General features: G+C 38.0%; 22 protein-coding genes, 1 pseudogene and 1 riboswitch. Of the genes and pseudogenes, 3 read left to right on the top strand and 20 right to left on the bottom strand.

Annotation, left to right across the window (positions count from 1 at the left end):
* Window positions 1–19 precede the first annotated feature (19 nt).
* Window positions 20–198: riboswitch (Lysine riboswitch) on the top strand.
* 304 nt (window positions 199–502) lie between these two features.
* The gene (locus tag HNP81_RS10450; protein ID WP_246399307.1) at window positions 503–1945 is read left to right on the top strand and encodes an amino acid permease; all 1443 of its coding nucleotides are present in this window, start codon (window positions 503–505) and stop codon (window positions 1943–1945) included.
* Between the two features lie 319 nt (window positions 1946–2264).
* On the opposite strand, the gene HNP81_RS10445 is transcribed toward HNP81_RS10450, so the two are convergent.
* The 7 genes from HNP81_RS10445 to HNP81_RS10415 all read right to left on the bottom strand — a co-directional run bounded on the left by HNP81_RS10445 (window position 2265) and on the right by HNP81_RS10415 (window position 10664).
* The gene (locus HNP81_RS10445; protein WP_182502590.1) at window positions 2265–2843 is read right to left on the bottom strand and encodes a YhcN/YlaJ family sporulation lipoprotein; all 579 of its coding nucleotides are present in this window, start codon (window positions 2841–2843) and stop codon (window positions 2265–2267) included.
* Window positions 2844–3080: 237 nt separating this feature from the next.
* Window positions 3081–5072, bottom strand: a complete 1992-nt coding sequence (ltaS, locus tag HNP81_RS10440) for a lipoteichoic acid synthase (protein ID WP_028393669.1) — start codon at window positions 5070–5072, stop codon at window positions 3081–3083.
* An 878-nt stretch (window positions 5073–5950) separates the two neighbouring features.
* Window positions 5951–6919: a siderophore ABC transporter substrate-binding protein gene (locus HNP81_RS10435; RefSeq protein ID WP_028393668.1), complete on the bottom strand. Its 969-nt coding sequence runs from the start codon at window positions 6917–6919 to the stop codon at window positions 5951–5953.
* A gap of 220 nt (window positions 6920–7139) precedes the next feature.
* A complete protein-coding gene (locus HNP81_RS10430) occupies window positions 7140–7898 on the bottom strand; it encodes an iron ABC transporter ATP-binding protein (RefSeq protein WP_028393667.1) in 759 nt (252 codons plus the stop codon).
* Window positions 7892–8845, bottom strand: coding sequence for an iron chelate uptake ABC transporter family permease subunit (locus HNP81_RS10425; RefSeq protein ID WP_182502589.1), 954 nt, complete (start codon window positions 8843–8845; stop codon window positions 7892–7894). The genes HNP81_RS10430 and HNP81_RS10425 overlap by 7 nt, the downstream gene beginning before the upstream one ends.
* Window positions 8838–9788, bottom strand: coding sequence for an ABC transporter permease (locus tag HNP81_RS10420; protein ID WP_028393665.1), 951 nt, complete (start codon window positions 9786–9788; stop codon window positions 8838–8840). The genes HNP81_RS10425 and HNP81_RS10420 overlap by 8 nt, the downstream gene beginning before the upstream one ends.
* Before the next feature lie 342 nt (window positions 9789–10130).
* Entirely contained in the window at window positions 10131–10664 is a 534-nt protein-coding gene (locus HNP81_RS10415; RefSeq protein WP_182502588.1) for an NADPH-dependent FMN reductase, read from the bottom strand.
* Window positions 10665–10922: 258 nt separating this feature from the next.
* Between HNP81_RS10415 and HNP81_RS10410 the strand changes: the two genes are divergently transcribed.
* A complete protein-coding gene (locus tag HNP81_RS10410) occupies window positions 10923–11192 on the top strand; it encodes a DUF1450 domain-containing protein (protein WP_182502587.1) in 270 nt (89 codons plus the stop codon).
* A 450-nt stretch (window positions 11193–11642) separates the two neighbouring features.
* A complete protein-coding gene (gene shc, locus HNP81_RS10405; RefSeq protein WP_182502586.1) occupies window positions 11643–13526 on the top strand; it encodes a squalene--hopene cyclase in 1884 nt (627 codons plus the stop codon).
* A gap of 149 nt (window positions 13527–13675) precedes the next feature.
* Here shc and trpB read toward each other — a convergent pair whose 3' ends face one another.
* The 13 genes and pseudogenes from trpB to HNP81_RS10345 form a co-directional block, all read right to left on the bottom strand.
* On the bottom strand, window positions 13676–14845 hold the full coding sequence (trpB, locus tag HNP81_RS10400; RefSeq protein WP_182502652.1) for a tryptophan synthase subunit beta: 1170 nt from the start codon (window positions 14843–14845) through the stop codon (window positions 13676–13678).
* 214 nt (window positions 14846–15059) lie between these two features.
* Complete coding sequence (locus tag HNP81_RS10395) at window positions 15060–16013, bottom strand: LCP family protein (RefSeq protein ID WP_182502585.1); 954 nt, start codon at window positions 16011–16013, stop codon at window positions 15060–15062.
* A gap of 299 nt (window positions 16014–16312) precedes the next feature.
* Entirely contained in the window at window positions 16313–16834 is a 522-nt protein-coding gene (msrA, locus tag HNP81_RS10390) for a peptide-methionine (S)-S-oxide reductase MsrA (RefSeq protein WP_028393659.1), read from the bottom strand.
* A 95-nt stretch (window positions 16835–16929) separates the two neighbouring features.
* Window positions 16930–17073 (bottom strand): annotated as a pseudogene (locus tag HNP81_RS23825) (ABM domain-containing protein); the annotation flags it as partial.
* A gap of 239 nt (window positions 17074–17312) precedes the next feature.
* On the bottom strand, window positions 17313–17486 hold the full coding sequence (locus HNP81_RS10385) for an antibiotic biosynthesis monooxygenase family protein (RefSeq protein ID WP_376766735.1): 174 nt from the start codon (window positions 17484–17486) through the stop codon (window positions 17313–17315).
* Between the two features lie 225 nt (window positions 17487–17711).
* Window positions 17712–18311: a response regulator transcription factor gene (locus HNP81_RS10380; RefSeq protein ID WP_182502584.1), complete on the bottom strand. Its 600-nt coding sequence runs from the start codon at window positions 18309–18311 to the stop codon at window positions 17712–17714.
* Window positions 18308–19441, bottom strand: a complete 1134-nt coding sequence (locus tag HNP81_RS10375; RefSeq protein ID WP_182502583.1) for a sensor histidine kinase — start codon at window positions 19439–19441, stop codon at window positions 18308–18310. The genes HNP81_RS10380 and HNP81_RS10375 overlap by 4 nt, the downstream gene beginning before the upstream one ends.
* 217 nt (window positions 19442–19658) lie before the next feature.
* On the bottom strand, window positions 19659–20699 hold the full coding sequence (gene desA, locus HNP81_RS10370) for a Delta(5) desaturase DesA (protein ID WP_182502582.1): 1041 nt from the start codon (window positions 20697–20699) through the stop codon (window positions 19659–19661).
* 514 nt (window positions 20700–21213) lie between these two features.
* Window positions 21214–21828, bottom strand: coding sequence for a PH domain-containing protein (locus HNP81_RS10365; protein ID WP_028393654.1), 615 nt, complete (start codon window positions 21826–21828; stop codon window positions 21214–21216).
* Window positions 21829–22170: 342 nt separating this feature from the next.
* The gene (locus HNP81_RS10360) at window positions 22171–24582 is read right to left on the bottom strand and encodes a heavy metal translocating P-type ATPase (RefSeq protein WP_182502581.1); all 2412 of its coding nucleotides are present in this window, start codon (window positions 24580–24582) and stop codon (window positions 22171–22173) included.
* Between the two features lie 80 nt (window positions 24583–24662).
* Window positions 24663–24869, bottom strand: coding sequence for a copper chaperone CopZ (gene copZ / locus HNP81_RS10355; protein WP_182502580.1), 207 nt, complete (start codon window positions 24867–24869; stop codon window positions 24663–24665).
* A 15-nt stretch (window positions 24870–24884) separates the two neighbouring features.
* Window positions 24885–25220 (bottom strand): metal-sensitive transcriptional regulator, encoded by a 336-nt coding sequence (locus HNP81_RS10350; RefSeq protein ID WP_051405122.1) that lies wholly within the window; start codon window positions 25218–25220, stop codon window positions 24885–24887.
* A 323-nt stretch (window positions 25221–25543) separates the two neighbouring features.
* Window positions 25544–26200 carry a YcnI family copper-binding membrane protein gene (locus tag HNP81_RS10345; protein WP_182502579.1) on the bottom strand — a complete coding sequence of 219 codons (657 nt, stop codon included), beginning with the start codon at window positions 26198–26200 and terminating at the stop codon, window positions 25544–25546.
* Window positions 26201–26209: the final 9 nt, after the last annotated feature.

Raw genomic sequence — 26209 nt, 5'->3', positions numbered from 1 at the left:
ATTAAATATTCCCATTCACCGATGGGGTAGAGGCTGCAGCTTATAATAGTAAAGCGGACGAGATTCAATGAAATTCATGACTCCGTTTGAAAGGATAAGTTGCCGAAGTTTAGATAGATCATTGACTATCCAGGCTGGCGATGTTTCCGAATAGGAACATCACTGTCACGTTTATCAACGTGGAGAGCTATCTTCGGAAGGATTTAACGGACTTAAACAGCCGTCGATCTTTTTCGACTGCTGTTTTTTTATTTGCTCTTCAAAACTATTTAACCTTCCAAACAAAACCTGTATGACATGATAACAAAATGCCATCATTTACCATTTAGGATTAATCATATACCACGCTACATTCATCTATTCCTAAATGGTGGCGGTGCGGAGCCGGATTTCGAGGTACTTTCTATACTAAAATTAGTATATGCGCTAAGCAGTTTGGCTATATTAGAAGGTTGCGGAACACCATCCCCGTGTCCTTCATACAAAAGGAGTGTGTAAAATATTGGCGAATTCACCAGCTAACCCAACTCAATTAAAAAGGAGTCTTAAAGCACGCCACCTGATGATGATTTCTCTTGGAGGATCGATCGGTACAGGGATATTTTTAGCAAGTGGCGGCGCTATTCATACAGCAGGACCAGGAGGAGCACTGCTCGCCTATGCAGCTGTAGGGATCATGGTTTATTTCTTAATGACCAGTCTTGCCGAAATGGCGGCTTACATGCCAGTAGCTGGGTCATTCAAAGTGTATGCAACGAATTTTGTTGACCCAGCATTTGGTTTTGCCATCGGCTGGAACTATTGGTATAACTGGGCAATTACGATTGCAGCAGAGCTTGCTGCCGTTGTATTGATTATGAAATTTTGGTTCCCAGAAAGCCCTTCAATTATGTGGAGCGCACTTGCACTTGTGATTATGTTTGGCTTCAACTACCTGTCTGTTAAAGGCTTTGGTGAAGCAGAGTTTTGGTTTGCCCTTATTAAAGTTGTAACGGTCATTATCTTTATTATTACTGGTTTTTTAATGATTTTCGGTATTATGGGTGGAGAATCTGTTGGCTTTACTAACTTCACAATCGAGGACGCACCGTTTAATGGCGGATTCTTCGCTATTCTCGGTATCTTCATGGCAGCTGGTTTTTCTTTTCAAGGTACAGAATTACTCGGAGTAGCTGCAGGAGAAAGTGAAGAGCCAGAAAAAAATATTCCAAAAGCCATTAGCACTGTATTTTGGCGGATCCTTCTGTTTTACATTTTATCTATTTTTGTCATCGGGATGATTCTTCCTTATACAGATGAACGATTATTAAGTGATGCGGTTTCCGTAAGTCCATTTACACTTGTATTTGAACGGGCAGGATTTGCCTTTGCTGCATCTGTCATGAATGCCATTATCTTAACATCTGTATTATCCGCAGGTAACTCAGGCATGTATGCCTCTACTCGTATGCTTTGGGATTTAGCACGCGATGGTAAAGCACCGAGATTCTTAGGTAAATTGGATAAAAGAGGCGTGCCAGTCAATGCCTTAATTGCAACTACTTTAGTTGGATCGCTTGCCTTCTTAACCACTTTCTTCGGAGATGGTGCAGTTTATATGTGGTTATTAAATGCTTCTGGTATGGCTGGTTTCGTTACATGGCTCGGTATTGCCATTAGTCATTACCGATTCCGTAAAGCTTATATTGCTCAAGGAAATGACGTTAAAAATCTTCCTTATCGGGCAAAATGGTTCCCATTCGGACCATTATTAGCACTATTTCTATGTATTTTCATTATATTAGGGCAAAACTTTCAAGCCTTTACAGGCGGCGGGATCGATTGGAATGGAGTATTTGTTTCTTATATCGGTTTACCTCTTTTCTTAATCGTTTGGCTTGTCTATAAAGTTAAATACAAAACAAAATTAATTCCTTTAAAAGACTGTGATTTCGAAAGAGAATAATAAAAAAGCAAGGTCAGACTTCACATGAGAGTCTGACCTTTTTAGTATAGCCTGTTCTAATAAATTGGCTCTGTTAAACTTGCCTGTTGATTGCAACGAGAGGCGTTCGCTTTCCGCGGGCGGGTCCGGGAGCCTTCTCAGCGCTGTGCGACTGTGAGGTCTCCCTTTGATTCACTTTTCCCGTAGGAGTTCACACCTTCTGCTCCAATCAACATAGTGCCAAAATCAACAATGAGCTTTAACATAGCCAATAAATTATGGCAAGGAATCTAATATGCTTTCCTCACGTAATCCGGTGATCAAAGCTATCCCCTTACAGTTAATGTGCAGACGGAAAAACTCGTTTCACTGTTTCAGTGAATTCATTGGCAAAACCAGAAATAGGATGGCCATTTCTTACATCATTCGAATAGCCTTGCATCCGATCAATAAAGTCAGGATTCGAGGACACGTACACATTTTCAATTGATGGATCAGCTGCTCTCACTTTATCTGCTATTTTCTCCTCTACATTCCGCGCTAACTCATTGCTTCCTTTATCCGATAGCTCAGCAGCAACATAGGCACTGTTTCCCATTACCATCACTGAAGAACTATTCACTTCTCGCAATTTATTGACTTCCATAGCAAGGTCGTTTCCTTCTCGAATGTTATTATTAGTGTTGTTTCTTACATTATAGTTCCGGTTGTAGTTTCCATTGTTGTCATTGTAGTTTACATTATAGTTCCCGTCATAATTCCCGTCATAATTCCGGTTAGGATTCATGTTTGGGTTATAACTTACATTTGTTGGGTTATCCACACCTGGTTTTTTAGTTCCCTGATTGGCATTGTTGGCTGTACACCCTCCAACAAATAGTGTTGCTATTATTCCGCCCGCAATGATTGCGTTCTTCATATCCATCACTCCTTTTTAGTTATTACAAATTTAGTGTTTGTAAGAGAAGATGAAATATGTAATAAACGAAATAAATAACCTGAAACAAATACTTCCATGTAAAACACTGGTCTTGTTACCTACATCGACCTTCTTATTAAATTTACGCGTCGAAACCAAATTTTCGTTTATTTTGCAGTAAAATCATCTGCATAGACAAAAAAACAGGCAAGAAGAATCATCTTCCTGCCTGTTCCCTTATTCTCCAGATGGTTCTTGAGTAGGTGCTTCCACCGTATTATCCACCGGAGCTTCTTTACTTTCTTCGTTATTATAATTATAGTCAGAAGGTTTAATTGGTGTAAAACCCTTAGGCGTATAGAAACGCAATAAATCTCCATTCACAACCTTATCGGAGTACTGAAGTAATTTTTGCGCAAGCTGTTTTGTTGCATCAATTTCTTCTGTTTCTTCGATTAATTCCCCTGTATTGGTATCATAGTATTTCCCTTTAATTGAAGTGATAGTTGGTGTAACAAAATCTCCATTTCGGAATGGAACCAATTCGTGATGGTCTTTAGACAATAAATCTGTCCCAAATTGAACAAACTCTTTCGTATCAACACCTAATAAGTGCATAAGAGTAGGCATTAGATCAATTTGGCCTCCATACGTATGGTTGACTCCACCCTTGACACCTGGTGCATGAATCAATAAAGGTACACGTTGTAATTGTGCGTTTTCGAATTCCCCAACTTCAGTTCCAAGTACTTTGGACATAGCTCTCATATGGTTTTCTGAGATTCCATAATGGTCACCGTACATGACGATTACGGAATTATCATATAAACCGGATTCCTTTAAATAGGTAAAGAACTCCTTAAGTGCTTCATCCGCATATCTGGCTGTTTGGAAGTAATTATCAACTGATTTATCACCTGTTGTATGAGGTCCAATCGTTGTTAAGTCTTGATTTATCGAATACGGAAAATGGTGAGACACTGTGATAAACTTCGAATAAAATGGCTGTGGCAATTTATCAAGCATCGGGATTGATTCTTGATAGAAAGGCTTATCCATCAAGCCATAGCTCATTGTATCTTCTACATTCATATCGTAATAGCTTGCATCGTAAAAACGATTAAACCCAAGCGCTTTATAAATCTTATCGCGGTTCCAGAATGTCTTATAGTTACCATGAAAAACAGCAGACGTATATCCTTTTTCCCCTAAAATAGCTGGTGCAGCTTGATACGTATTTTGATCATGTGTCGTAAATGCTGAACCTTGTGGCAAGCCGTATAATGAGTTCTCAAGCATAAACTCTGCATCAGATGTTTTACCTTGACCAACCTGATGGAAGAAATTATCAAAGTACATGAAGTCTGTGCTATGCGCTAATGAGTTTAAGAATGGTGTAACTTCTTCTCCATTAAGCTTGTAATCAATAAGGAAATTCTGCATCGATTCCAAATGGAGATAGATCACATTCTTGCCTTTTTCAGCACCGAAATATTCCGGATTTGGTTCAGCATACATCGCTTTTGTAAAATTAACAATTTCAGCGATGTCAGTACTGTTTGCCGTTGCTCGCTGTGCATATGTTTTCGTATTCTGTACAGCATCATATACCATGTAATTATACATACCTAAATATTTAACAATATAGTTACGGTCAAATGTTCTTGTGAGTAGTTGCGGACGGTCTTTTTCCGCTAAAGCAAGGTTTACCGAGAAAATAGCAATCCCAGCAAGGAAAACCATAGCAACCGTACGGCGTTTTATTTTCATTTCACTCGGCTTAATTGCTTTAGAATAATACAAAGCAATTAATATGATTGTATCCAAGAAATACAAAATATCATACGGTTTGAATAACGCTAACACACTTGGACCTAAGTCTCCAAAGTTTGACGCTTGAGTAAGTGTTGGTAAAGTAATGAAGTCAGTAAAAGAACGATAATAAACGATGTTCGAGAACAAAATGGCAGATAAAATGAAATTTAACCGAATCACCCATTTATATGTTTTTTTCCCCTTTGCCAACAATGCGATCCCAAAAAATAGAACGGCTGAACTAATCGGGTTAATGAATAACAAGAATGATTGAAGTTTGTTATCTATTCCTAAATTAAATTCTACCTGATAGCCTATATATGTTTTAATCCAAAATAGTACTACTGCTATTATGAAGAAACTAAGAAGCCTAGTTTGTAAAATACTTCGACTTTTTTTAAGAAAATTATTCATGTTTCACCTCTATTAATCTAGTAATCTGAGCCTTGAACTATGAAGTAAATCCTGATTATTTGTCCTGTTAAATCATTTGCTTTTGAGCATAGAATACATACTATCATTTTCGAACAATAAGTCAAGATAAGCTCTGTGATTATCCATTTATTACCACGGATGCCTATTGTAAAGAAATTGTAACAATTAAGCAAATCCATTGTAAGGTGCTTAATACTCATTATCATATGAACTCTGTTCAAAAATAATAACAGCTTATTATTTATCGCCAACACCATAACCATTACTATAACGGACTTTCACATGACTTTCCATTAAATATCACTTTTTTTCATTTCCATATTTCCCAAGTATAAAGGCAAATTCAAGTCACTCCTTATTCCATAGTGATTCAAAAACCTTTACACTCCCTTTACAATGTTCTAAAAGAAAGAGGGTAAACTTCCATCACTTGGAATGTTGGATCCACAATTATTCTTTAAGCTGATCCTTTCATTATATCATAACCGTCTTGTTTTTTCCACTAAATTACAGAAACAAACCTCAGGCCTCTATTAATCACTTCGACAAGGATCCGATATTACAACTGGCTTTGTCGAAGTTAGTCAGCATAATTTGTGCAGTTTCGACAAGCATGAGGCATCTCACCATCGGAATGTTTGAGGTTGACAGCTCAGGAGATAGACAAACAAATTCTAAGCACTAAGAAAACTCAATTCATACCCAAAATAAAAAAACTAAGTCGGCCTTAAAAGCAAAGGGCCAAACCTGCAATACTACATACAGGATAAGGTGCGTATAAATACAATTACGCAATCCTGTATGTAGCCTACAAGGTCGACCCTTTTAAGACATCCTTAGTTTTTGTTTTTAGAATATTATTTTAGCCCTTCGGAAATTTCATTAACCATTTCCTGAACCGATTCAAGTCCACCACCTGATAGGTACCAGTATGCTGGGTCTAAATAGACGATATTACCTTCTTTGAAAGCTTTTGTTCCTTTTACTAAATCGTTTTCTATCGTTGTTTTAGCAGCAGCACCATCTCCGGCAACTGCATCACGATCGACTACAAATAAGTAGTCAGGATTTTTTTCTACAATGTATTCGAAGCTAATGCTTTGTCCATGGGTTGAAACTTCTAATTGATCGTCCACTGCCTTAACACCAAACACATCATGAATAATTCCAAAACGTGAGTTTGGTCCATATGCACTTACTTTTCCACCGTTAGAAAGAACGATAAGACCAGTTTTTTCAGGATTCACAGTTGTTTTAAGTTCGTCAATGCTCTTTTCAACATTTACTAATTCTTTAGCGGCCTCGTCTTCTTTGCCGAAGATTTCACCGAGTGTTGTAACGTTTTGTTCAAATGATTCCATGTATTTGTTTGTATCTACACCCATATAAATAGTCGGTGCAATTTTTGACAATTCTTCATATGACTCTGATTGACGACCTGAGATAATAATTAAGTCTGGAGCAACTTCTGCTAATTTTTCAAAATCCGGTTCTTTCAATCCACCAGCATTTTCTGTAGTTCCTTCATATTTATTTAAATAGTTAGGAAGTCCTTGATGTGGAACTGCAACAACACTTTCAACACCTAACTTATCTAGAGTATCAAGTGAACCCATGTCGAATACTGCAACTTTTTCAGGAAGGGTTGGCACAGTTGTTTCTCCAAGAAGATGCTTAACCGTGATCTCTTTACTTTCTGATTGAACTTCTTCTTTCTTAACTTCTTCTTTCGCATTCGCATTACTTTTTTCCTGTTTATCTGAACCGCATGCTACCATAAAAATAGCTAACATGGAGATCAATAGTGCTACATATATTTTCTTCATTTCTTCACCCCGAAAAATTTTATTATTATTTCAAATCACTTCAGCAACAAAAACCAACAATTCACTGCATGTTTATTGAATTTACCCAAAACTTCGACAAGATTGATTGATGGGGCCCCATCGTTATCTTAACGCTATATGATGGTAAATCAAATAACCGTTGCAACGATGCCTGATTTCCTTTTTGTTCGTTGAAATGATGAATAACCAAATGGAAACTTCAAGCGTAATACATACAAATTTTATTTTCATTGACGTTCTGGATCATGATATCCATATCATAAATACCTTTTAATACGTCTGTATCAATGACTTGATGGGCTGGTCCATGTTGCACAACTTTACCATCTTTTAAAGCAACAATATTATCTGAGTAGACTGAAGCAAAATTAATATCATGGATGACGATGACAATCGTTTTTCCCATTTCATCTGCCAATCTTCTTAACACTTTCATAATTTGCACAGAATGCTTCATATCTAAATTATTAAGTGGCTCATCTAAAAGAATATATTCAGTATCTTGGGCAATGACCATAGCAATATAAGCCCTTTGCTGCTGGCCGCCGCTTAATTGGTCTAGGAATTTGTCTTGCATATCCGTCAATTCCATGTACGCGATTGCTTCATCAACAAATCTCCAGTCCTCTTTCGTCAATTTCCCTTGTGAATAGGGAAATCGACCAAAAGCGACAAGTTCCTTAATTGTCAGGCGAATATTAATATGGTTCGCCTGTTTAAGAATCGAGATTTTCTTCGCAAGCTCATTGCTCTTCCATTTACTGAGTTCTTGACCTTCTATTAGAATTTCTCCTTCATCCTTAGCAATCAATCGGCTAATCATAGCTAGTACTGTACTTTTCCCAGCACCATTCGGACCGATAAACGAAGTAATCTTCCCTTTGGCAATTTCAATTGAAACATCTTCGACAACCGATTTATTATTATATTTTTTAAATAATTTTTTAACCGTTACCATGTTTTATTCTCCTTTAATAGAAGATAGATGAAATATACGCCACCGATAAAGTTAATGATGACACTTAATGTTGTTGAAAAAGTAAAGACTCTTTCTACCAACATTTGACCTCCAACTAATGCAATAATACTGATTAGCATGGCTGCAGGGATCAGATGTTTATGCTTATATGATTTTATAAATTGATACGCGACATTCGCTACCAATAACCCTAAAAACGTGATTGGACCAACAAGTGCAGTCGATATGGAAGTCAAAATCGCAACTACTAATAATATCCGTTTCATTACGAAATCATAATCGACTCCTAAATTTATTGCCTGTGCTCTCCCAAGTGACATCACATCTAAATATTTTGCAAACCGTAGGAAATAAAGCGTTGTAATAAGCATTAAAATCGCTGCTAGTAGAAGCAAATCAGTTTTTATATTGTTAAAGCTTGCGAACATCTTGTTTTGAACAATTTGGTATTCGTTTGGATCTATCAATACTTGCATGAAAGAAGACAAGCTTGAGAATAGCGTTCCGAAAATCATACCTATTAGTAATAGGAAGTAGATATTTCGGCCTTTTTCATTTTTAAACATAAATCTAAACAAAATACTGGCAAACAAAAGCATGAAAGCGACAGATAGCAAAAAGTTAAAGTTTTTATTCAGAATCGCAATATTTGTCGAACCTAGTACAAATATAACGCCTGTCTGAACGAGCATATACATGCTGTCCAGGCCTAATATACTTGGTGTTAGTATCTTATTATTTGTAACGGTTTGGAAAATGACTGTTGAAAAAGCAATAGCACTTCCGGTTATTATGATGGCCAATACCTTCACTGTCCTAAGTGGCAGAACATAAGCGATGTTAGGACCTAGTTTATAAAAAAGGAATAATGCCGTCAGTAACGTAGCAATTACTGCGAGCATAATTATTTTAAACTTATTATTCATATGCCTTTCTCCTCATTAGAAGATAAATAAATATCACACTGCCAATTACCCCTACTACAAGGCCAATTGGAATTTCAAATGGATAGATAATCAGTCGGCCCAATATGTCGCAGAAAAGCAAAAATACTGCGCCTAATGCTGCTGTATGAGAAAGGCTTTTTTTCAAGTTATCGCCTAAATAGATAGAAACAATATTCGGAATAATTAAACCTAGAAATGGAATCGTACCGACTGTTAGAAGAACGGAAGTTGCTGCTAAAGCTACAATAACAAGACCGATGTTCACAATCAGCTTGTAATTGAGCCCAAGATTGATCGCGAAATCTTCTCCCATCCCAGCTAGCGTAAACTTATTAGCAAACAAATAAGCTACCACCATTAATGGAATACTTATGTAAATCAATTCATATCTACCTGACATGATCATTGAAAAGTCTCCATTTAACCATGTATTCAAGCTTTGAAGCAAATCATATTCGTAGGCAAAGAAAGTCGTAACAGAGCCTACTATATTTCCAAACATTAATCCTACTAACGGAATGAAGATGGCATCTTTATACTTGACCTTTTCTAAAATCTTCATAAATATAAAGGTTCCAGCTAAAGCAAATGCGAACGCGACAAGCATCTTTTCGAATAGACTAGCTGAACTAAAAATAATCATTGCAACCATCAGGCCAAGTCGAGCAGAGTCCATCGTTCCAGCAGTGGTTGGCGAAACAAATTTGTTTCTACTCAGCTGCTGCATGATTAAACCCGTCACACTCATACTAATTCCAGCGACAATAATACTAACTAGCCGTGGTAATCTGCTTTGCAACATAATTTGTACTTGGTCATCTCCAAGATTTAATAAATCAATCGGGCTAATATCCTTTACACCAATGAACAAGGAAGTAAAAGATAAAACAATCAATAATACTAGTAAATATCGTAGCTTCATATTTCGTCCTACTTTTCCCTGGTCTGTTTAATTTGTCTCGAAGTAAATACGGTTGTCCTTTATGGGTCTGACCTCGCGCTCTAAAATCAGTATGTAGTCTCTTATAAACTTATCATTATCTGTATTTTGTTGTTGCGTGGTCTGACCCTTTGCTTATAAGACAGCCTTAATAGAGATAAGTTTGTAATAATGATATTCATTATCAATTAGAATGTTACAGTATCATTCTATCATTATCTGACCGAGTGTCAACCAGTTTTATGGATATGTTAGCAATTATTTCAATTGGGTGTTCTAAATTGCTGATTCATTAGCTATTTCCTATACTAAACTTAACGATTATTAACCGTTAAGTTTAGTATGGAGCACTACTAATTCTTCAGCTAGGTCAGCCAATCTGTGTTTCACATCATCGTTCTCAATTACATTTTCTTTATTGAAGCATTCATTGCTCACAAAGACATTTCTCGTAGCAACATGCGCCTTAAAATATGAAAGTATCGGTCGCAAATGATTTTCTGCAACAAGCATATGCATATTAGAGCCTGCAGTAGAAACATAACCGACAACCTTTCCTTCAAAAACGGTTGTTGGCAAATGGTCAAACAGATTTTTTAAAGCGCCTGTTAAAGAAGACTGATAGACAGGAGTCGCAATGACAAAAAAATCAGCTTGTAAAATTTTATTAATTACTGTTCGTGTATCTTCATTGTATGCATCGAAAGATCTACCATCGACAAACTCCACTTTATAGTCTTTTAAATCAAGAAGCTCAGTCTCTATATGTGGATGTTGACTCGCTTGCGTTAATACTTCATTTACGGCAACAGCCGTTTTTGTACCGATTAATGCCCCTGAAATTCCTAATAATTTCATGATGATCCCCCATCTTCTATTTTTTCTATTCTCATTTAGTCATATTTTTTATTCCACTTATTATATTAACCCAAAACAGTGTGAATTTTTAACTTTTTGCCTTTTTGAGAAGAATTAGGAAAGCATTCAAGTATCACGTTAAGAATTAGGGTGATATAATAAAGGAAAACTTCATTAAGTGGGGGCTTCCCCCGTTAATATGGGATAAAGCTACAATATTCGTTCCCAGGAAAAGCAAAAATAAAAGGAAGAGATTTTATGTTGGCATTTATCAGTAATTTATTTACGAAAAAACCAAAAATCAACCTTGAATTCTGCCAAACAAACTTAGATCGGTTTCTAGACGAAAAACAAGCAGAAAAGTATGGTGACTTTCTAAAAAATCCCCGCGTTTCCTACAAAGAGTATGAATGTTTAAGCGAATGTAAATTGTGCAAGCAGTCTGCTTACGCGAAACTGAATGGTACGATAGTTACAGCGAATGATTCTGGTGATTTATTGGCTCTGCTGAAAGAAGAAATAAAGTGAAGCATTAGTTCAAATGATGATTCGGAACGTATTATAATAGGAAAAACTTGAGTACAATCCAAATAGGATGAAACTCCAATCAGTGGGGGTTTTCTTCATCCCCCACCTACGCTTCTTCGATTCCTCTAAGCCATGCTTCATGTTTGGCTGCCCGTTCGAATCATATGTAATAGAGCAAATGCCTGGGTTCTTCTCACATCTGCTCTTTTTTATTATGAAAAGAAGAGAGTAGCACCCACCGATATTAGGATCTTAGCTTTTTCGCTTTGAACTCCTTTCCTTTAACTCCTTATAACTCGCCATTTTAACCTTTTTACTAACCATTATTGCCTTCTGACTAATCACATTACCTTTTTATCATTTAGTAAATATAAGTTTTTTCATAACAAGTGCTTCCTAGTCATATCGTTGAATAGTGGTATTCGTGCAGTTTTTAAAGGGGGGAATGTAATGGTTCAATATGTAAAAACTGAAATTGACCGGCTGATTATGCAGCTACGGTTAGATCAGCAACCAGATGGCTCCTGGCATTATCCATTTGAAATTGGCATTACACCTGACGCATTTATGATTATCTTATTAAAAACACTCGACATTCAGGATGAAGCTTTCATTCGATCTTTAACAGAAAGAATCATAAGCCGCCAAGGGAATAATGGGGCGTGGAAGTTATTCCAAGATGAACAAGACGGAAATGTCTCACTGACGATAGAAGCCTATTATGCTTTACTTTTATCTGGACTACATCAGGAAAAAGATGAGCATATGAAAAAAGCCCAACAATTCATTACTGCTAAAGGAGGGTTGAGTGAAGCAAACTGGATAACCAAAATTATGCTGACACTTACTGGGCAATTGAAATGGCCGCTTATTTTCCCAATTCCCATCGAGGCTGTATTGTTGCCCCCATCCTTCCCTATCAGTATGTATGATTTATCAGTATATGCTAGGTCAAATTTTCTGCCGATTCTACTGTGCTCTGATCATAAATTTCAAGTAAACATCACATCAGTTCCTCATTTGAAAGACTTGCTATCTTCCCGTTCGGAGGACCCATGGCATGATTTCAGATCTGATGAAGGTCGGGCCTTTGTTACTACGATTTGCTCTGGTGTCAAAAATCTTATTGGTCTTCCTTCTCTCCTGCATAAAATGGCTGTCAGCGGAATTAAAAAGTATATGCTTGAACGCACGGAACAAGACGGGACCCTTTACAATTTTTTTAGCGCTACTTTTTTTATGATTTTTGCTTTACTCTCACAAGGTCATTCAAAGAAAGATCCCATCATTCTAAAAGCTGTCGAAGGATTAAGAGCCATGTCGACTTCGATTGATGGACAGCTACATATTCAATTCACAAGGCCTGAAATTTGGAATACAGCACTCATTACTTACGCCCTTCAAGAAGCTGGATTAGAGATAGATGACCCATCGATCCAAAAAGCAGATCAATATTTGCTCGCCCGTCAACATGTTAAATACGGGGATTGGCGTCTACATAACCCCCAAACGCTTCCCGGTGGCTGGGGTTTTACGGATGGCAACACGATCAACCCGGATATCGATGACACAACAGCTGCACTAAGAGCAATATATCCAACCACTTCTTTAGAGCCATCTGTAAAAAAAGCCTATAATCGTGGGTTGTCATATGTACTATCGACACAGAATGATGATGGTGGGTTTCCCGCTTTTGAAAAAAACGTAGATAGTAAATGGTTGCAGTTATTGCCGATTGAAAATGCTGAATATATACTCATCGATCCCTCCACTCCTGATCTTACCGGAAGAACACTAGAATTCATCGGCAATTTTTCAAATAGAAAAAAAAACACCGGCGCTACAAGAAGAGCTGTAAAATGGCTACTTCAAACTCAGGAAAAAAACGGATCATGGTATGGTAGGTGGGGAATTTGTTATATTTACGGAACTTGGGCAGCATTAACGGGCCTTCGGGCTGTGGGCGAAGTGAGCAATCACCCCGCCATTCAAAAGGCAGCGAAATGGCTAATGAGCATTCAAAACGAAGATGGTGGGTGGGGAGAATCCTGCATAAGCGATCTGCGCAAGAAGTATAATGCCTTAGGAGCAAGCAATTTGACCCAAACTGCTTGGGCCGTTGATGCACTAATCTCCATTTCTCCTACACCAACACCTGCTATTGACAAAGGTATCGCTTATCTTATACATGAAGGGCAAAGATCAAACTGGACAAACGACTATCCGGTAGGCCAAGGCTTACCAGGTTATGTGTATATGCATTACCACAGCTACCGCTATATTTTCCCGCTACTTGCACTAAGTCATTATCAAAGGAAGTATCTTCATAAGTAAGTTATAGAGGGCGTATATCCTATAATGTTAGGGTCAGACCACACAACCACGACTTACAGTTCAGATTTAGCATAAGACCACTATGAACCATGTATATCGTGCATGGTCAGACCCTTTTGGGACGGCACCAGTTCCATATTTTAAATGGATTATTTCTCTTTAATCATCTGGAACACTTGCTCCACATCTTTATCCCCACGTCCAGATAGATTCACAATCAAAATATCATCTTTTGATAATTCTTTTGCTAATCTTATGGCATACGCTATTGCATGTGAGCTTTCTAAAGCTGGAATAATCCCCTCTAGCTTTGATAAGGTTTGGAAAGCTTCTAATGCTTCCTCACCACTAGCTGTCACGTATTCTGCTCTGCCATTTTCTTTCAAATAACTATGTTCAGGTCCGATCCCCTGATAATCTAATCCAGCTGCAATCGAAAATGTTGGTTTGGGGTTTCCTTCTTCATCTAACAATGTATAACTTTTAAAACCGTGAAGAACAGCTGGAACACCTTCTGATAAAGTTGGGGCTTCTTTTGGTTCCACTCCAATTAAACGAACATTTGGTTCATCCAAATAGTGGGCAAATGCACCGATCGCATTACTGCCACCACCCGTACATGCAACAACGGCAGTAGGGAGTTTCCCTTCTTTTTCCAAAATCTGAGATTTAGATTCTTTACTAATAATAGCTTGGAAGTGTTTAACCATTGTCGGGTAAGGATGTGGTCCAACAGCTGAACCGATCAGATAAAAAGTGTTTTTATAATTTTGAATTAAATCCTGTAACGCTTCATCTACCGCTTCTTTCAGTCTCCCTCTGCCTTTTTCGACTGATACGACTTTTGCCCCTAACAATTCCATTCTAAAAACATTTAGTGCTTGTCTTTCCGTATCGACTTTCCCCATATAGATTACGCATTCCATACCAAACATCGCACAAGCAGTAGCCGTAGCCACTCCATGCTGCCCTGCTCCTGTTTCAGCAATAATCCTTTTGGCACCCATCTTTTTTGCTAATAAAATTTGACCAATCACATTATTAATTTTATGAGCACCCGTATGGTTTAAATCTTCACGTTTTAAATAAATTTTGGCGCCACCGATTTGTTTGGACAAATTTTCTGCATGGGTTAATGGATTTTCCCGGCCGACATATTCTTTTAAATAAAACTCATATTCTTTTTGAAATTCTGGATCATCCTTATAGTGTAAAAATTGTTCCTCAATACCATTCATAACTTGTTGTAAATCTTCAGGAATGAAACTTCCTCCAAATTCTCCAAAGTATCCTTTGCTCTCTCTGCTCATACTCGTCATACTCGTCATTTTTTTCTAATCTCCTTTGCTATATTAATTTGTATACTGTAATTATAACTAAATTTTCAAATTATTTTAATTATTATTACCCAGACTTTAGGAAAGGGTTCAATCGATATCTTTATAGCTTGGTTTCACAAAAAAGGATCACGAATAAGATAACTCCCCAGTTTAATGACTGGGGAGTTATCCTTATTCATCATCCTTTAACGTATTACTCATTTAAAAATGCTTTTAAGGCTTTTTTATTCTTTTCCATATCGATTTCCAGAACTAAACCTACTGAATGCCTAGCATCTCTTGCTGTACCATCAATGGGTATCGTCAGCTTTTGAATATCTTGATTGCTATCTGTTAAAAACGAAGTGCCCATTCCTAATAGATTGGCGTAACTAAGATTCGTTAAGATGTACGGCTGAATCGTTCCAACCATTCTTGGTAGCTTTAACACACCTTGAACGCTAGCTAGTTTATCAGCCAGTATTTGCATGACCTTTTGTTGTCGATTGACACGGCCAAAGTCACTATCCGGACCACCGCGCCATCTGACATATCCAAGTAATTGTTCTCCGTTTAATTGTTGAATACCTGGCTGAAGAGTCATGCCTATTCCTTTTGACATTTTCTGTTCCACATCGATTTCAACTCCTTTAGGGAAGGCTACATCAATCGTTTTAGCAAATCCCTTGAAATCGATAATAGCGTAATATTGTAGATCTACATCAAAGTTTTCCTTAATCGTCTTTCTTAATAATTCGGTTTCTCCAAATGCATATGCTGCATTCAGTTTATTTTTTCGATGTCCAGGAATATCTACATAGATATCCCGCATAAGTGATACTAACTTTGATTTTTTCGTTTCTGGATTATATTGAGCAATCATAATCGTATCTGTGCGGGACTTTTCTGTCCCCCTTGTATCTACTCCAAGCAGCAGGATATTAACCCTACCTAGTTCATCTTCCACACCTTTGAATTCAATATCAGACTTTAGATTTTGATCAATATCTGCTCGCGATTTCTGCAATGCCATCTTATATTCAACAAATAAATAGCCTGCTCCCACAATTCCTATAAGAACAATCAATAGAAGAAACGATAAAAAAACCTTCTTCTTTTTCTTTCTTCTATGCTTGCCTGATCTTGTCCCTTTGCTCGGTTTTGTCATATTTGTACGCCCTTTTCGTTTGATCCACTGATTAACCATTCATTGTAGAGGTCAAACCAAGTTAGTAACTCTAGAGAAAATAGGTAGCTGATTTTACACCTTTACTTTTCATCTATTAGGGGTATTATCACACGAAGCGCCCATTAATATTACATTTTTTTAGTCTCAACATGGGTAACCTATAGAGAAAAGGGTCAGACCCCGCAACAACTAAATTAGTGTAAGCTAAGTGTATGAAACACTACATACTGTTTTAGCGTGCGAGGTCAGACCCTAATGAGGAGTTCTCGATTCAATTATTATTTGTCACTCCAATGTTGGTCAATAAACTCATCTCGTCCAGATTGTTTCCGGTCTTCCTTATAATGCTTCGGATTTTTTTTATGAAAGTCTTGATGATATTCCTCCGCCTCATAAAAAGTTCGCGCCGGAAGGATTTCCGTTACAATTGGCTTCTTAAATTTGCCACTGCTCGCCATGTCTTCTTTTGACTTTTGAGCCAATTCCAATTGCTTTTCGTCATGATAAAAGATTGCCGCTCGATATTGACTGCCACGATCTTGGAACTGACCATCTGGATCTGTTGGATCAATTTGCTGCCAAAACAACTCCAACAAACGCTCATAAGGAAAAAGCTCTGGATCGTAAGTAATTTCAACCACTTCATAATGACCGGTTGTACCTGTTTTTACTTGCTCATATGTAGGATTTTTAATGTGTCCACCAGAATAGCCAGAAACAATTCCTCCAATGCCAGGTAATTCTTCAAACGGTGTTACCATACACCAAAAACAGCCGCCTGCAAATGTTGCTTTTTGCATAATTTTTCCCCTTTCAATCTTGCATAAATAATATCATAACTTATTCGCTCCATTAGAAAGAAATCTAATGTCCGATATATTCCTACTTCCTACAATTAGAGACTGACTTTTTCAAAATGCTCGACAATAGGAAATGGATCATAATAATGATGCAAAAGCTTCTTCCACTTCTGATATTCTGCGGATTCCCTAAAGCCTATAGTATGATCCTCCAAACTTTTCCAAGTCACTAACAATAAAGTGAAACTTCAATCAGTGGGGGTTTTCTTCATCCCCCACTGATTGTTAGTCCCGTTCTAGTATCGCTAATATCTCCGCTATCGCGTAGATAAAGCGATACTACGAACCCGATTGGTTCAACTAAACCTTTGAAGATCACAAAGGTAAGTTTCACTTTATCTCACCAATCGGGCTTTTACGGGCAGTTGTCCCCCACCTTGCGCTTCTTCGTTTCCTCTTAGCCTTGAGGTGGGGGATCTTACTGCCCGTTAATGCGGGACAAATATTTCCCTTCTACCTCCAGGCAACGCTGCAAACTGTGAGTAACGTAGCCATCCATCGAAGAAATAATCTTGGAAGCTTTATGAAAAGTTTCTTCGTATTCATCCTCTAGTCCTTGTTTAACTTGTAAAAAAGCCGCTTCTAAAATCATTATGATCGCTCCCTATTTAAGCTATAACAATACATAGCACATCCATATATTTAATTCCATTTATCAAAGTTAAAAAAATCAGATAATTACCACCCTAAGTATAGCCTATGAAAAGATCTTGGTCTATTATGTTTTAGAGCTAAAAAACAAAAAGACTTGCCCGAATGGGAAGCCGTTTTGAGCGCTTGTTAAAAAGCCTTGTACAGTCCAGAAGCTCTTCGTAACTTATTTAAACCAGCCTTTTTCCTTAAATCGAGAAATTGCCTCAATCCGGTTACTTACATCTAATTTATCCAGAATGACGGAAATATAGTTGCGAACTGTGCCCGTTGTTATAAACAATTCATTGGCAATTTCTTTCGTATTTTTCCCATCTGCAACTAGACTAAGCACTTGCTTCTCCCGATCGGTTAATGGATTTTCCTCTTCGAAGGCCATATCAACAAGCTCTGGTGCATAGATACGACGCCCATCCATAATAATCCGAATCGAACTTGCTAAGTCTTCACTAGGACTATCCTTTAATAAATAGCCGCCAACTCCTGCCTTTCGCGCACGTTCGAAATAACCAGTTCGGGCAAACGTTGTAAGAATGATGATTCTGCAAGAGTGCCCCTTTAATTCTTCGGCTACATCTAACCCGCTTTTCACAGGCATCTCAATATCCATAATGCAAATATCAGGTTGAAGCCGATGAACAAGTGCCAGTGCCTCTTCACCATTGCTCGCTTTTCCAACCACTTCCATATCTTCCTCCAAATCAAGTAGAGATCCTAATGCGCCAAGTAACATGCGCTGGTCCTCTGCAATAACGATTCGTATCATACCATCCCCTCCTGTTCTGCCTTCTTAATTCCGTACGGTACGCGAATATAAAGTGTCGTGCCCTCAGAAGATTGGATTTCTAAGCTGCCATTCACGAATTCCAATCTTTCCCTCATCCCTTTTAGTCCATTGCCATGAAAATACTCGGTTTTCTGAATGCCAACCCCATCATCTTGTACTTTTATAAGCAGCTCTGTGCGCAGTTTCTCAATAGACAATTTGCACCAAGTTGCTTTGCTATGCTTGACAACATTATTTACAGCTTCCTTCAAACACATGCTTAACACGTTCTCTACTAACAATGGGGTATTGGTTAGATTCGTATCCCCTTCCATACTAAAGTTCATTTGAGCTGCTTTTAAAATTTGCTTGATCCTCAGAACTTCATCTTCAAGCTTTGTTCCTCGCATTTCGGAAACCAATTCTCGCACTTCATTCAGTGCCGTTCGAGCCGTCTGACGAATATCATTGATTTCATTTTTGGCAGACTCAGGATTAATCTCCATTAACCTGCTAGCAAGATCGCTTTTTAAACCAATAAGGGAAAGTTTCTGTCCCAACGTATCGTGCAAATCACGAGCAATTCGCTGACGCTCTTCGATTTTCACCAACTCAGAAATTCGTTTGTTTGCATCTTCTAATTTCTCTTCTAGCTCTTCAAGATTGTTCCTGCTATAAGTACTAACCGGGAGCAGGATGACACCAATCACACTAATCAGGATAAAGGGAAACTGCGATACGAAGATTTGCTTTTGAAAAATAAACCCTAAACTAACAGCGGCAATGGTTGAAACAATATGAATGATATATAGTGTGATAAATCCAGCTTTACTTTTTACATTGCCAATGAAAAAGGATAGAAATAATGAAAAATAAATATACCCATATAGTGCAGTCATTGCCACACTTATAACGATTTGAATAGCGACAAAGACGTACACTGGCCATCCTTTTAACAAAAATGCGAACCGATAGGAAGCAAAAAACAGGATAATCATGATAATCCCAAAAATGATAACTAGTAATGATGAAGATTTAAAAATAAAATAAAAAGGAAGGATACAACATATGATCCAAATATACGGGCTAAGACCAGTACTTTTTGGAAAAATATGATACCAATTCTTCATAGTGACCTCCTACCTGGCATTTAATTCTAGTATATACTACTAAATTAACAAAAAACCATTCTTTGGCATACGGAATGGTTTTTTCTGTGGAAAAGGGGCGAGGCTTCACAAAATCAGCTCCGCATCGCCACCTTTATAAAGTGATATTATTTATAGAACCTGAACTTTTTCATCGTTGGATTTTAGAGCAGGCGCTCATGGATGTTTTGAGCGGATCTTATTTTTCTTGCAAGCTTTGCTGGTCTGGTCTTATTTTAGTCGTATCAAGCAAATGCTTGATTTCTTTAAAGCTAACGAACGCTTTATTCTTTTGATCGAACAGTCTAAAACGAAGTGACTTTAAACTTGTCCCCAATGTAATCGTCGTTGCCTTTTGCAATGGCGGTGTCGATTCATGTGCCTCTTCTAAGTTATAGTTCGGAACTCTTGGAGCTAAGTGATGAACATGATGGAATCCAATATTACCTGTTACCCATTGCAAGATTTTCGGTAATTTATAATAAGAACTTCCATCAACTGCCGCTTTCACATAATCCCACTCAGATTCACTTTCAAAATAAGAATCTTCAAATTGATGCTGTACATAGAATAACCAAATCCCTAGCGAGCCTGAAACGAAGAGCACCGGAGCTTGTACCAGAAGAAAGGCCTGCCAACCGATTGCCCAGCATAAAAGTGCATAAATCGCTAAAATTGAACCATTCGTTACGTACATATTCAAACGCTCTTTGCGTCTTGCATCTTTTCGATTAAAGCGATTAGATACGAGAAATAGGTAAATCGGACCTAGTCCAAACATGACGATTGGATTTCGATAAAGTCTGTACTGCAAACGGCCCCAGGAAGAAGCGGCAACATATTCTTCTACGGTCATAACCCAAACATCACCTATTCCACGCTTGTCCAAGTTACCACTTGTAGCATGGTGAATGGAATGGCTTCTTTTCCATTGTTCGTATGGAAACATCGTGATAATTCCGCTAATCGTTCCGAGGATTGTATTTGCTTTTTTACTCTTAAAAAACGATCCGTGGGTACAATCATGGAAAATAATAAAGATCCTAACTACAAACCCGGAAGCTATGATGGCAAACACAAGTGTTAACCAATAAGATACCGCTAAGCTTTGATAAGCCGCAAACCAAAGTAAAAAAAACGGCGGGAATGTATTAAAAAGCTGTTTTACGCTTCTCATCATATCTGACTTCTCAAATGGAGCTACATTTTTTCTTAGTTCAGCAGTCTTTTGTTTACTCATGACGTCCCCCTACAAATATCGGTTAGTGAAGTGTCCCATAAAGGGTCTGCCCTCGCGCTCTAAATCAGTGTGTAGTGGTTTCATACACTGTATTTAGAAATTGTGGGGGCTACCCCTTTGCTTGACCCACCCACTTCTTATATATTTATAGTAGAATATAGTAGCATGTAATGATAGACATAAACGTCAAGTAGCCTATATGACAAATGTCATGTGCACGATGCACAAGCGCCAAGTTTCATAGAAAACTAATATAGCGTTAAAACGCCACCACCTACTATGATGGATATTTCATTAAGCACGCTACACTCGCCTAATCACAATGGTGGCGATACGGATTGTATCTGAAAAATAGATAGGCTATATGAGTAAGTCGCGAAGTCGCCCCCATGTCCTACATACAAAACGAACCTTTTACCCGTATAAGTTAATAAACCCACCATTATTATTAGTGAGCAAACGAATAAGACCCCGAAGCTAGGCTTCTGAGGTCGATAATTTTGTAATTCGGCATTTAGTTGTTAATATATTTTTCGTAAATTTCACCAAAGTCTTTCGTATGGTACTGCTCACGAACTGAAGTTAACCACGTAAAACCGAAGTCTGTTAAGTCTCTGTATGTATCTGCTAGTTTATTATCATCTGTTCTTGAATTTTGTAGAATACTGACTGCTTTATCTAAGCTCTGCGATGCCATATCAATGTAGATCTTATTTTCATGAGTGATTTCAGAAATACGCAAAAGTGACTTATATAAATCTTTTAATTGTTCAATTTGATCTTTTTTCACATCAATATCAAATTGTTCTTTCCCCACTTTAAATTTAATCTCAACATCTAAATCAATTTTTCCTGCCGTTTCTAGGAACACATCAGATATGATGTATTGAGAATACGGATATCGTTTTAGTGTTCTTTTAGAGGAAATAGCACTTTCTCCATCCACATGAACGATCGCCAAATTCGTAAAACAGTACTCATCCATTTTTGTCTTGATTAAAAAATAGATCTTTTCATCATCTTCATGCATGATATAATCGTCAGCATCTGTTTTATCATAATCCGAAGGGTGAATAATTGTTCCGATATCTGATAAACCTAATGCATCCGATGCAATTTTTTTAAACATCGTACAAACTCCTCTCAGTAATCAGTATTCCGTTTAATTTTAACAGGATACGGACTGCAGTTCTAGACCCATAACCGCCTATCATGCAAAACCTGTATGGCTTTATAACGCCACCATTTGCCATGAAAGATCACGCTACACCCACCTATTCACAATGGTGGCGGTGCGAAGCCGGAATTTTGGATGCGTTCTCGATAAAATAAATATACCTGTAAGTTGATTGGCTATATGATTAAGTACGTGAAGACCCCATGTCCTTCACACAAAGAGCAGATACCAACATTCAGCTTGGTATCTGCTCTTTTCAAATTTGACAATTAAATTCAATTCCACTCACTAACATTAAAGCTTTACTCTCTGTAAACGAAGTGCGTTTAATACGACCGATACTGAACTAAAGGCCATCGCAGCACCTGCTAACCATGGGGCCAGCAGACCAATAGCTGCAATCGGAATGCCTAATATGTTATAAGCAAATGCCCAGAACAAGTTTTGTTTAATATTTCTCATCGTTTTTTTGCTCATTAAGATGGCATCAGCTATGCTGTTCAAATCTCCACGGATAAGCGTAATATCCGCAGCTTCCATCGCGATATCCGTTCCAGTTCCAATTGCCATGCCAATATCAGCAAGAGCAAGAGCAGGGGCATCATTAATTCCATCGCCAACCATGGCCACTTTCCTGCCAGCCGCTTGAAGTTTCTTCACCTCTTCCGCTTTTTCTTCAGGAAGTACCTCAGCAATGACTTGTTCAATACCTACCTGACTGCCAATAGCCACAGCTGTTCTTTCGTTATCACCCGTTAACATGATGACATCAATATTCATCGCTTTTAATCGTTTTATCGCTTTTTGAGAAGTGGCTTTTATCGTGTCAGCAACCGCAATAACACCTGCAAGTTGTCCATCAATACTAGCGAGCATCGCAGTTTTCCCTTGTCCTTCCAACTCTTCCATGATCGATAATGCGTTAGAAAACTTCACACTATTTTGTTTCATCAGTTTGCGCGTACCTATTAGTACCATTTTCTGATCAACCGTAGCTTTTACACCGAAACCTGGAATGGCTTCAAACTCTTGAACCGATCCGAGCGGAATCTCTTTTGCTTGAATTCCTCGGACAATCGACTCTGCAAGTGGATGCTCAGATTGTTTTTCAGCTGCTCCAATTAATGAAAGAAATTGTTGCTCATTGACAAAAGGTTCTACGATGACATCCGTTAACTCTGGATTACCATTTGTGACTGTTCCTGTTTTATCTAAAATAACCGTATCAATATGATGAGTCGTTTCAAGATGTTCGCCACCTTTAAATAAGATCCCAAACTCTGCCGAACGTCCTGATCCAGCCATGATAGAGGTAGGAGTTGCAAGCCCTAAAGCACATGGGCAAGCAATTACAAGCACTGCAATCATTGCTTCAAGAGCAGAAGCAAACGCTCCGGGATTGACCCAGATTATCCAAACAAGAAAGGTGACGAGGGCAATTCCAACAACAATCGGGACAAATATGCCTGAGATTTGATCAGCGAGACGTTGTATCGGTGCTTTTTTGCCTTGTGCATCTTCCACAACTTTAATAATTTGTGACAGAGCGGTGTCTTTACCAATTTTGGTGGCTTTCATTTTTAGAAAACCATTTTTATTAAGAGTAGAGCCAAATAGAGCATCTCCAATGTTTTTATCTACAGGAATACTTTCTCCTGTTAACATGGATTCATCAACAGCCGCGTTTCCTTCAATAACCTCTCCGTCTACTGGAATTTTTTCTCCCGGCTTCACCAAAAGCGTATCGAGAACGACCACTTCCTCAAGTGGAATCTCAAGCTCAACACCATCCCTAAGGACCAGGGCCGTTTTTGCTTGCAGACCCATTAATTTTTTTATCGCTTCAGAGGAACGTCCTTTAGCTCTCGCCTCGAAAAGTTTCCCTAAGATAATGAGCGTAATCAATACGGAACTTGTTTCAAAGTACAATTGTGCTGCATGATGTTCGCCAATGTTGATAATCGCTTGATAAACACTGTAAAAATAAGCAGCAGATGTCCCCATTACGACGAGTACGTCCATGTTAGCACTTTTATTTCTTAATGCTTTATAAGCACTCACATAAAACTGTTTACCAATGATAAATTGGACGGGTGTCGCGAATATCATTTGCAGCCATGGATTCATGAGAATTGGTGGCATATAAATAAACGATGTGAATGAAAAATGCCCCACCATGCTCCACAATAATGGGAAAGATAAAATGGCCGCGATGATAAATTTCCGCTTTTGCTTTTGGATCTCCTTTTGGCGGTAATCAATCATGTCCTTTTCCTCATCTTTAATAATCGCCTTGTATCCCAATTTTTCTACTTGATGAATAATATCAGCAGGAGAAGCTTGGGAAGGTTCATATTCAACCGTTGCCTGTTCAAGTGCCAAATTTACATTTGCCATAGAAACGCCGTTCATTTTATTAAGTCCTTTTTCAATTCTCGTTGCACATGCTGCGCATGTCATTCCTGTAATAGCAAACTCTGTTTTCTCTTTGACAACCTCATAGCCTAGGTCCTGGATTTTCTTTTCAAAATCTTGATCATCTACCATATCTGGATGATAGGTAATTATAGACTTTTCAAGTGCTAAATTTACATTTGCATCTTCTACACCAGCCATTTTTTTTAAGCCTTTTTCAATTCTTGTTGCACATGCTGCACATGTCATGCCACTAATTTGCAAACTCGTTTCTTTTATTTGACTGCTCATTTTATTTCACCTCTCCAATATACCTTATAGGGGTATATTTTTTGTAAAAAAGGGAGTGCTTTATAAAGCACCCTAACTATTTATTCAACGTCATAGCCTTGATCATCTATCGTATCCTTAATTTTTTCAAGTGTTATTTTATCATGATCAAAAGCAACATCCACTTTTCCGGTCTCTAGGTGAACTTTCACTTCATTCACGCCAGCTAGCTTTGCAACATTGCCCTCAATAGCATTTACACAATGCCCGCATGACATTCCGCTCACATTTAATGTTACCTTTTCCATCTATTCAATTCTCCTTTATTTTTTCATTAATTTATGAATCGTCACTAATACTTCATCAATCACTTCTGTATCTCCCTCATTAAGTCGGTCTACGACACAATTCTTCAGATGGCCTTCTAATAAAATTTTGGCTACGCTATTAAGCGCGCTTTGAGTAGCAGCAATCTGCGTGATAACGTCATCACAATAAGTATCTTTCTCAATCAGACCTTTAATGCCGCGAATTTGTCCTTCGATACGATTTAATCGAGTTGATAGATTCTTTTTGACTAATTCAGATTGATGACCCTTTCGTACATGGGGAGAGTCTTCACTGCATGTATCGTTACTAGAATGAGTATGTTCCTTCATTTCAGTTTCCATATTCTCACCATCCTCAAAATAAATAATACCATACCCCCCTACCCTATGTAAAGTTGAATGATTCGTAACTTACGCAAACACTATTTAATACTTACAGGATTTCCCGTTTAAACTAATATATTCAAAGTGAATCAAGAAATTTACGCTAAATTACTGAACCTACATATTTTAGGCACTAGTCAATTAAAAAGAGGTGGTCCTAAATACAAAGGGTCACACCCCGCAACAACTAAATACAGTAGAAGATACGTGTATGACACGGCATACTGATTTAGTGTGCGAGATCTGACCCTTAAGAAACACTCTTCATTTTAGCTTCTTTTTTTAAAAGAAAGACCCAATGATAACAATCCTACAATTAAAGCGGCAATAGAAAGATATAATGGCGCATTGCTTGAACTTGACGTTGTTGTTTCTTCAGACACCTGTTCTTTAGCTCCATGGTCATTATTAGTAGCATCCGTTGATCCTTCTCCATGTCCATGATCATGGCCAGATCCATCACCCGGATTTACTACAGTTACAGAAGCAGGATATTGTGCATCCGGCGCTCCAATCCATTCAACTACACTGCCATCTTTATACGTTTGATATGCTTTCCAAACGATTTCTGTCGCGTCATCGGCTACTTTTCCTTGCATATTAAACTGTCCGAAGTCAGTTGGTAATAAGCCTTCTCCTTCTGCTGTCCAAGTAACACTCGTAATTTTATCAGATTCATCTTTTTGAACTTCATATTTCCAGCCTGCTTTTGGCTCGAAACGAGTGATGTTTACCTCTTGTGGGAATTTCACTTCAATTTTAGTCGTTGGAAACTCTTCGCTTTCAGACGGAACTCGGACTGTAAACACTTCATATTGCCCTTGTGCAGTTTCCATTGGCTGAACAGTAACATGTGCGCTTGCCATACCGGCAAATAAAGAAAATGCAACAATCATTACTATCGTGAATGTTAATAATTTTTTCATCGTACATTT

This window comes from Peribacillus huizhouensis (assembly GCF_014138605.1).
Classification (GTDB): domain Bacteria; phylum Bacillota; class Bacilli; order Bacillales; family DSM-1321; genus Peribacillus; species Peribacillus huizhouensis.
This window is presented reverse-complemented; position numbering and strand designations above follow the sequence as displayed.

Excerpts from the sequence above, each read along its gene's own strand:
- HNP81_RS10420 (WP_028393665.1), bottom strand. The coding sequence starts at position 9,788 with ATGAAGCTACGATATTTACTAGTATTATTGATTGTTTTATCTTTTACT.
- HNP81_RS10380 (WP_182502584.1), bottom strand. The coding sequence starts at position 18,311 with ATGATACGAATCGTTATTGCAGAGGACCAGCGCATGTTACTTGGCGCA.
- HNP81_RS10365 (WP_028393654.1), bottom strand. The coding sequence starts at position 21,828 with ATGTTTAAAAAAATTGCATCGGATGCATTAGGTTTATCAGATATCGGA.
- HNP81_RS10425 (WP_182502589.1), bottom strand. The coding sequence starts at position 8,845 with ATGAATAATAAGTTTAAAATAATTATGCTCGCAGTAATTGCTACGTTA.
- HNP81_RS10410 (WP_182502587.1), top strand. The coding sequence starts at position 10,923 with ATGTTGGCATTTATCAGTAATTTATTTACGAAAAAACCAAAAATCAAC.
- copZ (WP_182502580.1), bottom strand. The coding sequence starts at position 24,869 with ATGGAAAAGGTAACATTAAATGTGAGCGGAATGTCATGCGGGCATTGT.
- trpB (WP_182502652.1), bottom strand. The coding sequence starts at position 14,845 with ATGACGAGTATGAGCAGAGAGAGCAAAGGATACTTTGGAGAATTTGGA.
- HNP81_RS10430 (WP_028393667.1), bottom strand. The coding sequence starts at position 7,898 with ATGGTAACGGTTAAAAAATTATTTAAAAAATATAATAATAAATCGGTT.
- HNP81_RS10345 (WP_182502579.1), bottom strand. The coding sequence starts at position 26,200 with ATGAAAAAATTATTAACATTCACGATAGTAATGATTGTTGCATTTTCT.
- HNP81_RS10395 (WP_182502585.1), bottom strand. The coding sequence starts at position 16,013 with ATGACAAAACCGAGCAAAGGGACAAGATCAGGCAAGCATAGAAGAAAG.
- desA (WP_182502582.1), bottom strand. The coding sequence starts at position 20,699 with ATGAGTAAACAAAAGACTGCTGAACTAAGAAAAAATGTAGCTCCATTT.
- ltaS (WP_028393669.1), bottom strand. The coding sequence starts at position 5,072 with ATGAATAATTTTCTTAAAAAAAGTCGAAGTATTTTACAAACTAGGCTT.
- HNP81_RS10435 (WP_028393668.1), bottom strand. The coding sequence starts at position 6,919 with ATGAAGAAAATATATGTAGCACTATTGATCTCCATGTTAGCTATTTTT.
- msrA (WP_028393659.1), bottom strand. The coding sequence starts at position 16,834 with ATGCAAAAAGCAACATTTGCAGGCGGCTGTTTTTGGTGTATGGTAACA.
- HNP81_RS10445 (WP_182502590.1), bottom strand. The coding sequence starts at position 2,843 with ATGAAGAACGCAATCATTGCGGGCGGAATAATAGCAACACTATTTGTT.
- HNP81_RS10375 (WP_182502583.1), bottom strand. The coding sequence starts at position 19,441 with ATGAAGAATTGGTATCATATTTTTCCAAAAAGTACTGGTCTTAGCCCG.
- shc (WP_182502586.1), top strand. The coding sequence starts at position 11,643 with ATGGTTCAATATGTAAAAACTGAAATTGACCGGCTGATTATGCAGCTA.
- HNP81_RS10385 (WP_376766735.1), bottom strand. The coding sequence starts at position 17,486 with ATGATTTTAGAAGCGGCTTTTTTACAAGTTAAACAAGGACTAGAGGAT.
- HNP81_RS10350 (WP_051405122.1), bottom strand. The coding sequence starts at position 25,220 with ATGAAGGAACATACTCATTCTAGTAACGATACATGCAGTGAAGACTCT.
- HNP81_RS10415 (WP_182502588.1), bottom strand. The coding sequence starts at position 10,664 with ATGAAATTATTAGGAATTTCAGGGGCATTAATCGGTACAAAAACGGCT.
- HNP81_RS10360 (WP_182502581.1), bottom strand. The coding sequence starts at position 24,582 with ATGAGCAGTCAAATAAAAGAAACGAGTTTGCAAATTAGTGGCATGACA.